Source organism: Rhizobium sp. 2YAF20, from assembly GCF_052114685.1.
Lineage (GTDB): Bacteria > Pseudomonadota > Alphaproteobacteria > Rhizobiales > Rhizobiaceae > Rhizobium.
This window is the reverse complement of sequence record NZ_JBFRFF010000055.1, coordinates 20,643-33,921: the sequence shown is the minus strand read 5'-3', so window position 1 is coordinate 33,921 and position 13,279 is coordinate 20,643. Positions and strand designations below refer to the sequence as shown.

Annotated in this window: 12 protein-coding genes and 1 pseudogene; 5 read left to right on the top strand and 8 right to left on the bottom strand. The window is 59.7% G+C overall.

Annotated elements, in window-relative coordinates; genetic code table 11:
* A partial coding sequence (locus AB4Z52_RS32850) for a DDE-type integrase/transposase/recombinase (protein WP_442222039.1) occupies positions 1–346 on the top strand: 346 nt, incomplete at its 5' end.
* A gap of 216 nt (positions 347–562) precedes the next feature.
* Here AB4Z52_RS32850 and AB4Z52_RS32845 read toward each other — a convergent pair.
* Positions 563–1,363, bottom strand: coding sequence for a hypothetical protein (locus AB4Z52_RS32845; RefSeq protein WP_442222038.1), 801 nt, complete (start codon positions 1,361–1,363; stop codon positions 563–565).
* Positions 1,363–2,286 carry a hypothetical protein gene (locus tag AB4Z52_RS32840; protein ID WP_442222037.1) on the bottom strand — a complete coding sequence of 308 codons (924 nt, stop codon included), beginning with the start codon at positions 2,284–2,286 and terminating at the stop codon, positions 1,363–1,365. The genes AB4Z52_RS32845 and AB4Z52_RS32840 overlap by 1 nt, the downstream gene beginning before the upstream one ends.
* Positions 2,287–2,624: 338 nt before the next feature.
* Here AB4Z52_RS32840 and AB4Z52_RS32835 point away from each other — a divergent pair, with 338 nt between their 5' ends.
* Positions 2,625–2,921 carry a hypothetical protein gene (locus AB4Z52_RS32835; RefSeq protein ID WP_442222036.1) on the top strand — a complete coding sequence of 99 codons (297 nt, stop codon included), beginning with the start codon at positions 2,625–2,627 and terminating at the stop codon, positions 2,919–2,921.
* A gap of 346 nt (positions 2,922–3,267) precedes the next feature.
* Here the strand turns inward: AB4Z52_RS32835 and AB4Z52_RS32830 are convergent, their stop codons facing one another.
* Positions 3,268–4,002 carry an SDR family oxidoreductase gene (locus AB4Z52_RS32830; protein WP_442222035.1) on the bottom strand — a complete coding sequence of 245 codons (735 nt, stop codon included), beginning with the start codon at positions 4,000–4,002 and terminating at the stop codon, positions 3,268–3,270.
* 51 nt (positions 4,003–4,053) lie between these two features.
* Between AB4Z52_RS32830 and AB4Z52_RS32825 the strand changes: the two genes are divergently transcribed.
* Both AB4Z52_RS32825 and AB4Z52_RS32820 read left to right on the top strand, forming a co-directional pair.
* Positions 4,054–4,998, top strand: coding sequence for an AraC family transcriptional regulator (locus tag AB4Z52_RS32825; RefSeq protein WP_442222034.1), 945 nt, complete (start codon positions 4,054–4,056; stop codon positions 4,996–4,998).
* 222 nt (positions 4,999–5,220) lie between these two features.
* Positions 5,221–5,379, top strand: a pseudogene (locus AB4Z52_RS32820) (cyclase family protein); the annotation flags it as partial.
* Between the two features lie 78 nt (positions 5,380–5,457).
* On the opposite strand, the gene AB4Z52_RS32815 reads toward AB4Z52_RS32820, so the two are convergent.
* From AB4Z52_RS32815 to AB4Z52_RS32805, 3 genes are all read right to left on the bottom strand, one after another.
* Positions 5,458–5,901, bottom strand: coding sequence for a DDE-type integrase/transposase/recombinase (locus AB4Z52_RS32815; protein WP_442222033.1), 444 nt, complete (start codon positions 5,899–5,901; stop codon positions 5,458–5,460).
* 288 nt (positions 5,902–6,189) lie between these two features.
* Complete coding sequence (locus AB4Z52_RS32810) at positions 6,190–8,346, bottom strand: acetate--CoA ligase family protein (protein WP_442222032.1); 2,157 nt, start codon at positions 8,344–8,346, stop codon at positions 6,190–6,192.
* 12 nt (positions 8,347–8,358) lie between these two features.
* A complete protein-coding gene (locus tag AB4Z52_RS32805) occupies positions 8,359–9,198 on the bottom strand; it encodes a p-hydroxycinnamoyl CoA hydratase/lyase (protein ID WP_442222031.1) in 840 nt (279 codons plus the stop codon).
* A 318-nt stretch (positions 9,199–9,516) separates the two neighbouring features.
* Here AB4Z52_RS32805 and AB4Z52_RS32800 point away from each other — a divergent pair, with 318 nt between their 5' ends.
* Entirely contained in the window at positions 9,517–10,005 is a 489-nt protein-coding gene (locus tag AB4Z52_RS32800; protein ID WP_442222030.1) for a MarR family winged helix-turn-helix transcriptional regulator, read from the top strand.
* Positions 10,006–10,541: 536 nt separating this feature from the next.
* Here AB4Z52_RS32800 and pobA read toward each other — a convergent pair.
* Together pobA and AB4Z52_RS32790 are read right to left on the bottom strand one after the other, a co-directional pair.
* Positions 10,542–11,714: a 4-hydroxybenzoate 3-monooxygenase gene (gene pobA / locus AB4Z52_RS32795; protein ID WP_442222029.1), complete on the bottom strand. Its 1,173-nt coding sequence runs from the start codon at positions 11,712–11,714 to the stop codon at positions 10,542–10,544.
* A 104-nt stretch (positions 11,715–11,818) separates the two neighbouring features.
* Positions 11,819–13,264: an aldehyde dehydrogenase gene (locus AB4Z52_RS32790; RefSeq protein WP_442222028.1), complete on the bottom strand. Its 1,446-nt coding sequence runs from the start codon at positions 13,262–13,264 to the stop codon at positions 11,819–11,821.
* Between the last annotated feature and the right edge of the window lie 15 nt (positions 13,265–13,279).

The window sequence follows — 13,279 nt, the reverse complement described above, 5'->3', positions numbered from 1 at the left end:
ACGCCTGATGCGTAAGCTCTTAAAGAGCCAGGGCCGAGCGCCGCGGGTGATGATCACCGATAAGCTTCGATCCTACGGCGCCGCAAAGCGGGAGATCATGCCCGGTGTCGAGCATCGCTCCCACAAAGGCCTGAACAATCGGGCGGAGAATTCCCACCAGCCCGTCCGGCGGCGAGAGCGGATCATGAAGCGCTTCAAGTCACAGCGTTATCTACAACGCTTCGTCTCTATCCATGACCCGATTGCCAACCTGTTCCACATCCCGCGCCACGACATCCCCTCCAGCCATCATCGCGAATTGCGCGCAGCGGCGATGAACCTGTGGGCGAAAATCGCCCGGGCATGACCAACAAAATAGGCCGGCGGCATGGGCTCGCCTCTTTGCAGTTAAGTTTACGATGCCGGTTGAAGAACTCCGGCAAAGTCGCACCGTGTCCGCCCTCATACTGGGCCAGCCGAAGTGCCCCAAATCTCACGTCCTTCAACCAGGCAATAGGGCTGTGAGTGAGGCTTCCACCTTTGCGGAAACAGGCAACGCGTGCCGCGATCGAATGCCCCGGTTTTAGCTGTATAAAGCGTCGCGCAGGCGATCTTGCACTTCGCGAGAACTGGACTCGGTGAAACTCTCATTCGCGACGCAAATGCGCATAACTTCTTTCGTCATTTGTTTAATCTCAATCGCATCAATAGCTGCAATGCGGTCTTTGTGGGCAGTTCCGACATAACCCCAGAATAATTCGCTGAACCACATCACTGATCCCAGCGCCTCAATATAACCAGAGTGAAATTTCCAGCGGCCGGGATTCTGCGAGATGTCGACAATCATCCGCTCTACTGGCGGAGGAAAGCCATTGGAACGCATAGGTAAGGTGGAATAGTTTCGGTTTGCGACCTTGTAGATCAGAGGATCCTCGGCATTCTGCCATTTGTCATATTCAACATCGGCAACCCAAGCCTGAACAAAATGAGGTGAGACGATAAACGGTGCTGCCCACCGCTCCCAATCTATTGCTGCACAGGCGGCTTTCTCCGTTATCTCCACATAACAAAGCTCAGCGTCCGCTATTGCACCATACTGAAAAACGAGAGTCGGCGTTTCAATCTGACTGAGTCGACCGGTATTTCTGACTGTTGTTAGCAGCTTTTTGAGCTCGAGAGAGGATCCGTGGGCCTGGAACTTCTCATCAAGATTCAAATGCCGCAACACCTCAAGAATTGTCTCCAAAGCATCAATAGCCTTCAAAGCGCCATATCGACGTTCACCCACTTCAATTCTCGGCTTCTCCGTCATTACGGTCGTTTTCCCGCTATCAGGAATTAGCGTAAATATCAGCTTTAGTTTTTCTGTCCTATCGCGAGTCATTACTGAAATTCCTTGATTAGCACCGTTATGCCTTGGCTTTTGCCATATTCTACCAGTGACTGCGCAGAGGTGGCGCCACCTGGTTGAACTCGAATATCGAGGATTTTATTCGCAGTTGTACCATCAATCGTTATGCGGCTATCGCGAAGCTCATCGATCGTATTTTGCATCCTGACCAACCATGTCGAACCGGTGGTATCCACCGATTTTAAGCTAACTACCGTGTTTCCGCTTTGGAAATCAATCAGTGGGAAATAACCATTGTTTTCAGCGCCGATGTGAAACCATCCACTTGCGCTACTATATTCTGTCTCTGCGAGCCTCGTTTCAATCGTGCTACCTCTAACGAGAGTATTGAGCGACCAAACACTGCTCTGCGGGGCTGCGCTCTTGATTTCTTCGGCTACGAGCGTGCGTAGTTCGTCATCAGTGATCTGGAGAATTTTACCGCTTGTCTTATCGACTACACCAACGATCTGATCGCCTTTACTTACGACAAGGGCTCCTGCCACCATGGAAACGCGGACAGCCAGCGTGGCGCCCCCCAAGGCATCGCCGGCGGACATTTCCCCGGCGGCAATAAGCAATTCATTGCAAGCAATTGGGTTGGTCAGACATGCGGTATATACCTCCGGCGCGATCGTGGCACCGGCAATTGCAAGTATTGCTAGCGCTGCGCCAGCCGTGACCTTCTGATCGGTAGCCAGCGCTTGCTTGTATTGCGTTCCAATTTGGTCGGCAGCAATGCGCCCCGCCGCCGCGTCGTCGAGCACCCCGAGCAGCAGGGCATCGGGTGTGTTGTTTGTGCTTGTGCCGAGCACGTGAGCCTGAAGTCCGTATTCCTCATCAACGGCGTTTGCGAGATCAGCTCGGCCAGAGACACAGGCCCTCCTCCCGCAGAGCTTCGATTTCAGACGGCCCACTCCTCCTCCCGAGGGACGTCTGTCGGAACAGCGGCACTCCTCCTCCCAGCCGTTGTTCGGTTCTTTTCGGAAAGCCTGCCGCACCTCCTCCCGCGGCAGGCTTTTTCGTTTTCAGGCCCGGATGCATCAAAGTCCCAGATCGAGCTGCGGTTCTTGCCGCTCTCTTCGGTGTTGAGCGACGAAGGGTGACCCTTAAGAGCCGCACCGGACGTTTGAACGGGAACACCGAGGCGAAAGTCGAGAGGATCATGCTATAGGGGGCGGCAGCGGCTGATTCGCTCTCCGAGCCGCCCGCCTGCATTGCCCTCATTCAGCTCCGAGAAAATGTGTAGCCGCGCATGCCTTCATCACCCGATCAACGCCGTGCCGCTGCCGAAACCGTCTTCGCAAGAATGCGATCGACAGGGGTCCCCATCGACGAGGATCCGATGGTGACGGCGTTGATTGAGGAGTGGATCAATGGGTGGCTAGGCATGCCGGAAGTGCTCGCGCGCTACCAGCAGCTCTTGAAAGACCGCAATACCGGCCGGCGCGCCGTCGCGGCTTCCCGGGCTCGGCGCTCAGCGGGAGACCATGCGCAAATGTCGACCTACGATCTCCTGGAGCAAGTCGAAAAGCTGATCGGGGAGACGTGACGTCCCAGCGTCAACGGTCGGCACGTGCGAGTGAATCAAGGATGTTCATCATTCGTGCTGAAAAGATCGCATAAGGTCTCAACGGGAACGCCGAAAGCATGGGAAGGCCAAATCGCGTCATGTGCTGAGCCGTTTGGATTTCGTGGTCTCAATTCCCTTCAAGACCTAGGACGGCAAATATCGGCGGGAAACTGCTGCTCGCTGCGACATGGATGAATGACCGTAATGGGGCCGATCGCTATCAGTCCGCCAGGAGGTGGGGTGGGGTTCACGAGATAGCTGCCATTCCGCCGACGGCCAGAGACTGCCGTTGGCCCGGGCCAAAGAGTCACCCGAAGCTAGGTGTTCAATCCTGGGCTGTCGGTCGTATGACGATGCTGCCGACGTCCACATCGGCCGGCTGCTCGATCGCGTAGGCAACGCCGCGTGCGATCGAAGCCGGAGGAATGGCTACCTTGGAAGAGCGTTCTTCAATTGCCGACTTTACGGCGGGGTCGGTTATCGAGCTTGCAAAGTCAGTCGAGATCATCCCCGGCGAAATTTCGGTGACCCTCAGATGCGGTCCTGCTTCCTGCCTCAAGGCTTCGCTGATGGTTCGCACCGCGTTCTTGGTCGCGGCATACACACCCATTGTCGGCACGATCTTGATGCCCGCGGTCGAGACGATGTTGATGACATGGCCCGACTGTTGACGTTGGAAGACGGGCAACGCGGCCGCGATGCCGTAAAGCGTGCCGCGTAGATTGACATCGATCATAGCGTCCCAGTCCCCGACCCGGAGCGCATCGAAACGGGATAAGGGGCCAATCCCGGCATTGTTGATAATGACGTCGAGCCTGCCGCAATGCTCAATTGCCAATGCGACAAGCGCTTCAAGATCGCCCCGCTGGCGGACGTCGGTCACCTTGTACATGGCCTTGCCACCTGCAGTGGTGATCTCGTCTGCGATCGCTGCGAGTGCCTCCTCGCGGCGCGCAGCTAGCACGACAAAGGCCCCTCGTTCTGCGAGCAGTTTCGCCGTCGCGCGACCGATCCCGCTGCTTGCGCCTGTGATGGCGACAACCTTGCCTTCGATACCCATAGCTATTCTCCTTCGTTGATGTCATCGAAGAAGATAGGCACGGAGCTTAAGATGAGCTATGCTCAGATGTCTATGGATTTATCGCGATCGTCTAAAGCTGTGACCGATCCCCTGTCGGATGTCCTCAACGTTCTTGGCGCAAGGGTGACCCGCCGCACCCGGCTGGAGGCCGCGGAACGATGGGCTCTCGCATTTCCGGCGCTCGACCGGCTCAAGTTCGTGGCGCTATTGCGAGGAACGGCCTGGATAACGCGACCGACGCGCGCGCCTCAGCTCATGAGCGCAGGGGATGTCTGCCTGTTGGGGCGCACGGCATATACTGTAGCCAGCGATCCGGAGGTTCCGCCCCTCGACGGCCAAACCTTCTACGGCGCCGGCTGCGGCGATGTTGCGCGTCTGGGCGGTGACGAGACGATTGCGATCGGGGGAACCGTCACGTTCGATCCCGGGAATGTGGACTTCCTGCTCGACATGCTTCCGGATTTCCTCTTCGTTCCCGGATCCTCGGCTGCATCCGGAGCGATGGCGACAATCCTTGGGCTGATGTATGACGAGGCCGAGCGCAATGTCATCGGTAGTGATATCATCAGTGCCCGGCTCGCGGATGTGTTGCTGGTAGAGGCGATCCGGGCCTACGCCGGCAGTACCGAGCAGGTGGAGATCGGGTGGCTTGGCGCTCTGTCGGATCCTCGGCTCGGCCGGGTCCTTCGTCTCATTCATGGAGATGTCGCGCAACATTGGACAGTGGCCCAATTCGCCGGCGTCGCCGGCATGTCGCGGGCTGCCTTCTCTGCGGACTTCACACGCCGGGTGGGACAGCCGCCACTCGCCTATGTGCGGGCGTGGCGTCTCACCATCGCTCGTGCGGCGCTCGCTCGGGGTGATGAGACTGTCGCCAGTATCGCACGCAAGGTTGGCTATACGTCGCAGAGTGCATTCAGCCATGCTTTCCGGTCCGCCTTCGGCTCACCTCCAAAAGCTCATGCTCGATCGTGAGGAGCGGCAGAGGCGATCGGTCTTGCTCGTCTGCCCGGTTCCGATGCGGCGATCGGCCTGAGACATACTACCACGTAATCAGCGGCGCTTTCCGCAGCCACGTATCGGTGGTGAGTTGCTGGACGACGAACTCGGCGACATCGGATCGGGCGATGGTCCCGCCATGGACGTCTGACAGGTCGGTCAACGCCTTGACGTGGCCTCGCGCCGGCTTGTCGCAACGGCCACAAGGCAGGACGGCATCGGGGATATTGCCATATCGAGAAGCTGCACAATCTCGAGGTGCTTCCTTCGACAGGTTTCAGGATCAGCTGCTTCCCCGTCAAGATCGAGCGCGCCTCCGCCGGATGGACGCGGGCCGTCGCCATTCTCGATACGTGAGATATGGGGATGGCGGCCAGCCGGCACTGTCACTTTGTTGAGGTTTGGACGCGGCGATGGTGTGGCGAACCCTGGCCGTCAATCGGCGGAGCCAGCGCCGGCAAGTTTCGTCCACGTGACCATCGATTCTGAATGAAGAGCCCCGATATTCAGCCGCTGCCAGGCAGTGACGGGAAAAAATGGAACAAGTTGGTGATTGGATCGTGAAGTGAGACGCAGCGTTATAGGTTGCGAGCGGATTTGAACCGCTTCATCATCCCCTCGTCGCCGGGTCGGTTGGTGCGAATTCTCAGCACGATTGTTGGGTCCCTTGTGCTGGGCGCGCTCAAATTTCAGGCTCATGTTAGTGCGTGTTGCGCCATAAGACCGAAGCTTGTCGGTGACCAGGACAGATGGGGCACACGCCAGTTTGCCGATGAGGTTGCGCAGCAGCCGTTCGACAGCCCGCCTGTCGTGGCGGCTTTGAACAAGAGCGTCGGGGGATGAAACCGTCCTGGTCGACGGCTCGTCAAAGCCAATCATGTTGCCATTGATGCCGACGACGACTTCACCAAGATGCCATTTGTCGCCGACCTGCTTCGTGGCTCAGCACAACGCCGTGCGCTACTGGCGAGTCTTCGACCATTCTCAGGCTGAGCGCAAATCGGAAATAAAGCCATACCGTCTGGGAGACGATCGCGGACGGAGAGCGATGACCTCGAAGAGGGAATTACGAACCTCACTCATGCCGCATGAACGACCCGAAAACCGACGTCACCGTCAACCTGACAGTGGACGGTGACCACCTCTCGATCGCATGGGTTTCGCAGCTTAGATGCTGACGGGCAGGGGCACGGTTAGCATCAGGGCATCCAGTGCCACCGCACCTTCGCCATCGGGATAGATCACCACCGGATTAAGGTCTATTTCCCGGATCGTCGGCTCGGCGAGCAGCAGCCGGCCGAGCGTGGCGATGATCCGGGCGGCGGCACCCACGTCAAGCGGCGGTGAGCCGCGGAAACTGCGTAGCAAAGGTGCATTCTTCAGCCGATATAGCTCGCGGATGATGGCGTCGTCGGGCAGATCGGGCGTCAGAATGCGGACATCCCTTAGGATCTCCGCGGTAACGCCGCCGAAACCCGCCAGGATCACAGGCCCCCAGTCCGGGTCGTTGCGTGCGCCGATGATCAGCTCGATGCCGCGTTTGCCCATGGCTTCGATCAATACGCCGTTCAAGATCAGCTGCGGGCGATGGCGCGCGATATCGGCGTGCAGCTTGGCCCAGCCCTCCTTGAGGCTGGCTGCGTCGGCCAATCCGAGAACGACGCCACCCGCGTCGCTCTTGTGGCTGAGATCGGGCGATTGCGCCTTCAAGACGACCGGATAGCCGATCGCGGCAGCCGTCGCGAGCGCTTGCTCGAGGGTCGTTGCCAAGCGTCCTTCAGGAAAGGGAATCCCGAGCGGTGACAGGATTTGCTTGGCCCGATATTCCGGAATGACGCCCTTCTGCAAGGGGAGACCGGCAATCACGACCGGCGTTGCGGTGGAAGCAGTTGCGTCGCGCCCGGCGAATTCGTCGATGCGCTTCAGCGCCCGGAAGGCGCGTTCGGTCGAGGGGAAATAGACGATGCCGAGCGCGCGCAACTGCGCGATATAGTCGGCCGGGATAGGAGCGCCCTCATCGAGGCCGGCGAAGATCAGCGGTTTTGCCGGCTTGTGCTCGCACACCGCTTTCAGGATCGGTGGCAGTTTGATGGCTGACGTCACAGGATCGGTCTGAATAATGCAGGCGACAATGCTGGCAAAACGGGCATCGTCGAAGAGTGCGGTGAGCGTCCTGTTATAAAGGTCCGGCTCGACGAGGCCCTGTGCCGTCAGATCCAGCGGATTGCTGACGCCGACGAATGGCGGCAGGACCGCACGCAATGCCGGCGCGGTGTCGTCGCTGATTGCGGGAAGATCGAGGTCAAGTTCCTCGCACAGATCGAGCGTCAGCGCCTTGAACGCGCCGGATTCACCAAGCACGGCGGGGCCTCCGGCCGCAAGCACCGGGCAACGCAGTGCGATCTCGGTGATATCGCCGAGTTCCTCGAGCGTTTCGGCCAAAATGACGCCGGCACGCGCGACCTTGGCGCGCATGACCTGATAGTCGCCGGCCATGGCGCCCGTGTGGGTCGCGGCAGATTCGCGCGCCGCACTGCTCCGGCCGGGATGAAGAAGGACAATCCGCTTGCCATTTGCACCTGCTTTGCGCGCCGCGGCAAGGAAACGGCCAGGCTTGCGGAACTGTTCGACAATCATCGCGATGACCCGTGTGGAGGCGTCCTCCACCAGAAATTCCACATAGTCCTCAACACCGCTGCCGGCTTCGTTGCCGGTGGAGATGGAATAGGAGAGGCCCAGATCGCGGCTGGTGAATGTCACGCCGAGAACAGCGGCCATGGCGCCGCTCTGCGACACGATCGCAATTCCCGGCCGGTCGCCCAGTTCTTCTGAATCGGTTTCGATGAAGGTGAGGGGGATGCGGTCAACATAGTTGACCATGCCGAGGCAATTCGGCCCCTCGATCACCATGCCCACCTCGGCCGCTATGCGGGCGATCTCGCGTTGATCGGCCAGCCCTTCTGCGCCGCCCTCGGCAAAGCCCGCCGAAAAGATGACGGCTGCTCCGACGCGGCGGCGGGCAAGTGCTTTTATGGAGGGAAGCACGGCTGCGCGCGGAACAGCAAGGACCGCCGCATCGACGCCGTCCGGCAGGTCATCGATCGAGGCAAGGCAGGGCCGGTCGCCTATCTCGGTCCGTTTCGGGTTTATAAGATGAATGGCGCCGGCATAGCCGCTGCGCTCGAGATTGGACAGCACCGAAGCGCCAAGCGCGCCGGACTTGTCGGAGGCACCGACGATCGCCACCGATCTCGGGCGCAACAGCCGTTCCATCGAACCGCTGGGAAGAGCCGATGGCAGAGGACTAGTGGTCTCGACCGTCATTTAGGGCGCTCCTCAGGCCTGATGTTTGGACTTGTCGTAGGCACCAAGACCAGGCTTGTAGGTCTTGTCGTCGATGAATTGCTTGATACCTTCCTTACGCCCCTCGCTGTCATAGCTGTTGGCGGCTTCCTGGGCGCGCACCAGATAATCCTCGGCATTGTCGTATGTCATCTCACGCACGCGGCGAATGGCGTCCTTGGTGGCCTTGAGGGCCACCGGATTCTTTTGCAAGAGAATGTTGGCGACATCGGTCACACGCGGCTTCAACTGCGCAAGCGGCAGGGACTCGTTGACGAAACCCCATTCAGCGGCTTTCCTGCCATCGATGTTCTCGCCCGTCAGCGCATGGTACATGGCGTTGCGGAAGCATGTCAGCTCGGTCGCCACCTTGGCCGCGCCGCCGCCGGGCAGAATGCCCCAGTTGATCTCGCTCAGTCCGAATTTGGCGTCATCGGCGGCAAAGGCGAGGTCGCAGGCGAAAAGAGGCCCATAGCCGCCGCCAAAGCACCAGCCGTTCACCATGGCGATGGTCGGCTTCTGATACCAGCGCAGCCGGCGCCACCAACCGTAGCTTTCGCGCTGGGCCTTTCGCGTGCCCTCTAGGCCGCCGGCCTCGGTCTCGCGGAAATACTCCTTGAGATCCATGCCCGCAGACCAGGCCGTACCCTCGCCGGTCAGCACCAGCACGCCGACGTCGGCCCGAAACTCGAGCTCGTCCAGAACCTCCATCATGCGCCGGTTGAGCTTGGGGCTCATGGCGTTGCGTTTCTCCGGGCGGTTGAAACTGACCCAGGCTATGCCGGCTTCGACGACAAATGCGACGGCATCTTTTTCGGAATGCTCTGTTGTCATGGTGTCCTTCCTGCCAATCAGGTCTGCGCATCAAAGGGGAACGGGCCACAAAATCGGGCCCGCATCGAATACAGTAGACTTCAACGGGCCGGGTGGGCCGCAGTGCAATCGAAATGAGACACCCACCTCAGCCGGCGCGAATGCGCGGCCGTCAATGAGTGGGGAGAGCTGTTGTGCTGCAGATCGACTGATCGCGGCGCAACAGGCGGCCTTCTTCAAGCGGGATTCCTCCAATACCGGCATATGACCTCCGCGCCGGCAATGCTATGCCACATAACATTATTTGATTGTTATGCGCAATAGCATTATAGGCGGATTATGGATATCGACGCCCGCACATCGAAATTGACCGACCCGCTCGAAACCCTGCTCGGTTACCAGTTGAGGAGGGCATCCAACGTGATGATGGCCGACTTGGGCTCGAGGCTCCAGACAATCGAACTCAGGCCGGTTGAAGCTTCTATTCTGACGCTGATCGACGCCAATCCCGGCTGTACCCAGAGCGATCTCGGACGCAGCTTGGGCATTCAACGCGCCAACATGGTTCCCCTGATGGTTGGACTGACCAAGGCGGGGTTCGTCGATCGGGTGCCTGTTGGTGGGCGATCGCAGGCTCTTCGCCTGACGAGGAGCGGCATGGAGAGGGTGGAGACGGTGCGCGCCATCATCGGGGCGCACGAGGCGCGGTTTCGGCGTCTTTTCGCACCGGAGTTGCGTGAGGCGGCGTTGGAGGTCCTGCGAAGCATCCGGCAAGGGGGCGAAGGAGCATTGCGCCAGGATGACCCTGAGCTCTCGACTGGCGCTTGATCGGCTGGAACGATAAGAAGCCGGCCTGCGGTCACCCGTGCCTTTGCTACTCACCTCTCCTTCTCCCAAGGGGAAAGTTCAGCTGGGTTTTCCTGTCAATGTCGTCGAAAGGTGGCTTCCGCGGCTCTATGCGGCATTGGGGTGACTGTCTGCGGTCAAACTTCAACGAGTTCCATGACATGACGCTGGTGGCGCATCTCGCCGCTTGGAATTATTCGATCAGACAATCGTCAATGAAGAGTCGGCGCGCGCGTACTGAAGACTCCAGCAGATGCGGGAGTGAGCAATCGCTAGAACCAAGCTCGGCGCAAAGAGATGGTCACTGCTCATCGCTCTGCCGGGGGATTGACTCACGCCAATCGGAATTCGATGTCTTCTATCGCGGCGCGAGCGCATAGAAACAATGGATCTTATGCTTTGCGGCGTATCTCCCGTTGGAGCATGCGTGAACCGGTTGGCAAATCCGATCCACTCATGCGAGCCGCATAGGCAAGCTTCCGCGTGCAGGATGAGCTTCCGTCAAAACATGAAAGGCTCTAATAGGGTAGCCCGACATAATTTTCAGCAAGCGCCGTCGAGGCGGCGCGGGAATGGGTGAGATAGCCGAGCTCTGCCTCCTGTATCTTTTGGTCGAAGTCGCTGGTGTCAGGAAAGCGATGCATCATCGTCGTCATCCACCAGGAAAAGCGAACGGCTTTCCAGACGCGAGCCAAGGCGAGAGCGGAATAGCGATCGATGCCGGCGTCGGAGCGATCCTGATAGTGCTCAATCAGCCCGGCGAAGAGATAATGTACGTCGCTTGCGGCCAGATTGAGCCCTTTGGCGCCCGTTGGCGGCACGATATGCGCCGCGTCACCAACAAGGAACAGGCGGCCGAGGCGCATCGGCTCGGCGACAAAGGAGCGCAGCGGCGCAATTGACTTCTCGAAGGAGGGCGCCATTGCCAGCGCCTCGGCATGATGGGCGGGCAAGCGTCGGCGTAGTTCGTCCCAGAAGCGATTGTCGCTCCAATCCTCGATCCTCTCGTCCAACGCACATTGAATATAGTAGCGGCTGCGGGTGGCAGAGCGCATCGAGCACAGTGCGAAGCCGCGTGGATGGTTCGCATAGATCAGCTCGTGGTTGACTGGCGGGACGTCCGCGAGGATGCCGAGCCAGCCGAACGGGTAAACCTTCTCAAAGGTGCGGATCGCTCTTTCCGGCACGGCCTTGCGGCTCGCTCCGTGAAACCCGTCGCATCCGGCAATGAAATCGCAATCGATGCGGTGGGTGATTCCGCCGTTTTCGTAGGTGACGTAAGGCTTGCCCTTCTCGAAATCATGAGGCTGAGCGTTGGCGCTATCGTAGACCGACTGGGCGCCACTCTTTTCGCGATGGTGCATCAGGTCGCGTGTCAATTCCGTCTGGCCGTAGACCATGACGTGCTTGCCGTTTGTAAGCCCGAAGAGATCGATGCGATGGTCGCGGCCGTCGAAGGCAAGCGAGAAGCCGTCATGCGGCAGCCCCTCGGCGTGAAGGCGTGCGCCGGCTTTCGCCTTGTCGACCAGCCCGACCGTGCCTTCCTCGAGGACGCCGGCACGAACACGACCGAGGATGTAGTCCTTGCCGACGCGATCGAGGATGACATTGTCGATGCCAGCCTCCGTCAGCAATTGCCCGAGCAGCAATCCTGATGGGCCGGAACCGATGATAACGACCTGTGTACGCATTTCTTCACCGCAGCGTTTGTCGAACTCACTGCCGTTGCCATGGCAGTCATCCTCGAATGATTGCAGCAGGCGACCAGCTCCGGGTCGCCCACCGCTGACGATTTTCAGAAAGGATAGTGCTGCGCGGAATCCTCGATGGTGATCCAGCGCAGATCTGTGAATTCGGCTATGGCCGCCTTGCCACCGAAGCGTCCGTAGCCGCTGCCCTTCACACCGCCGAACGGCATCTGTGCCTCGTCGTTTAAGGTTGGACCGTTGATGTGGCAGATACCGGATTCGATGCGAGCCGCTACCGCCATCGCGCGCTGAACGTCACGGCTGAACACGGCAGACGACAATCCGTATTCAGTGTCATTGGCGACGCGGATCGCTTCTTCTTCGTCGGCCACTCGAACGATCGGTTTGACCGGACCGAATGACTCTTCCGAATAGACGCGCATGTCGGCGGTGACGTGATCAAGCAGCGTCGCTTCGACGACCGTGCCTGTGCGCTTGCCACCGGCAACGAGCTTGGCCCCCTTTGCCTTGGCGTCCGCGATCAGTTCTTCCATTTTCACCGCCGAAGCCAGGCTGATCAGCGAGCCGAGCACGACATGCCCGCGCGGATCTCCCGCCGGAAGCTGGCTGGCACGCGTCGAAAGCTTCGCCACGAATTCATCGGCGATTGCCTGATGAACGATGATCCGCTCGGTCGACATGCAGATCTGGCCCTGGTGCATGAAAGCGCCGAAAATTGCCGCATTGACCGCGCCGTCGAGATCGGCGTCGTCGAGTACGACGAGCGGGGCCTTGCCGCCAAGTTCCAGCAGCGCCGGCTTCAGGTGTTTTCCGCAAAGCTCGGCGATGATCTTACCGACCTTGGTCGAACCGGTGAAATTGACGCGCCGCACGGCCGGATGGCTGATCAGGGCCGCAACGATTTCCGAGGCATCCTCCGGCGCGTTGGTGATGACGTTGATGACGCCGGCCGGCAGTCCCGCTTCCGTCAAGGCAGTGGCGATCAACCGCTGCGTGCCGGGGCATAGTTCCGATGCCTTCAGGACAACGGTATTGCCGCAGGCGATCGGCATTGCGATCGCTCGCGTGGCGAGGATGACAGGTGCGTTCCAGGGCGCAATCGCAAGGCAGACGCCGGCTGCCTGCCGCACACCCATCGCAAGCGTCCCGGGCTTTTCGGAGGGGATGATCTCGCCGGAAATCTGGGTCGTCATCGAGCCTGCTTCGCGCAGGATGTTGGCGGCCAGCATGACGTTGAAACCGGCCCAGGGAGCCGTTGCGCCGGTTTCCTCGATCATCAGTCTGGTGAATTCGCCAACCTTTGCGTCGAGGATATCAGCGGCCTTGAGCAGGATCGTGCGGCGATGTGTTGGCCCGGTCTTCGACCATGCCGGAAAGGCGGCCGATGCGGCTTCCACAGCTGCGTCGACATCTTCCAGACCGGCTGCGGCTGCTCTGGTCGCCAGTTTCTCCGTAAAGGGATCATGGCGATCGAAGGTGCGACCACTGAGGGCTGGGCGATCCACACCGTTGATAAGAAGGGAAATGTCCATGTTCGACTCCTTGTG

Coding starts and splice junctions, on each gene's coding strand:
- AB4Z52_RS32825 (WP_442222034.1), top strand. CDS start 4,054: ATGAGCTATGCTCAGATGTCTATGGATTTATCGCGATCGTCTAAAGCT.
- AB4Z52_RS32815 (WP_442222033.1), bottom strand. CDS start 5,901: ATGATTGGCTTTGACGAGCCGTCGACCAGGACGGTTTCATCCCCCGAC.
- AB4Z52_RS32805 (WP_442222031.1), bottom strand. CDS start 9,198: ATGACAACAGAGCATTCCGAAAAAGATGCCGTCGCATTTGTCGTCGAA.
- pobA (WP_442222029.1), bottom strand. CDS start 11,714: ATGCGTACACAGGTCGTTATCATCGGTTCCGGCCCATCAGGATTGCTG.
- AB4Z52_RS32845 (WP_442222038.1), bottom strand. CDS start 1,363: ATGACTCGCGATAGGACAGAAAAACTAAAGCTGATATTTACGCTAATT.
- AB4Z52_RS32830 (WP_442222035.1), bottom strand. CDS start 4,002: ATGGGTATCGAAGGCAAGGTTGTCGCCATCACAGGCGCAAGCAGCGGG.
- AB4Z52_RS32790 (WP_442222028.1), bottom strand. CDS start 13,264: ATGGACATTTCCCTTCTTATCAACGGTGTGGATCGCCCAGCCCTCAGT.
- AB4Z52_RS32835 (WP_442222036.1), top strand. CDS start 2,625: ATGCCTTCATCACCCGATCAACGCCGTGCCGCTGCCGAAACCGTCTTC.
- AB4Z52_RS32800 (WP_442222030.1), top strand. CDS start 9,517: ATGGATATCGACGCCCGCACATCGAAATTGACCGACCCGCTCGAAACC.
- AB4Z52_RS32810 (WP_442222032.1), bottom strand. CDS start 8,346: ATGACGGTCGAGACCACTAGTCCTCTGCCATCGGCTCTTCCCAGCGGT.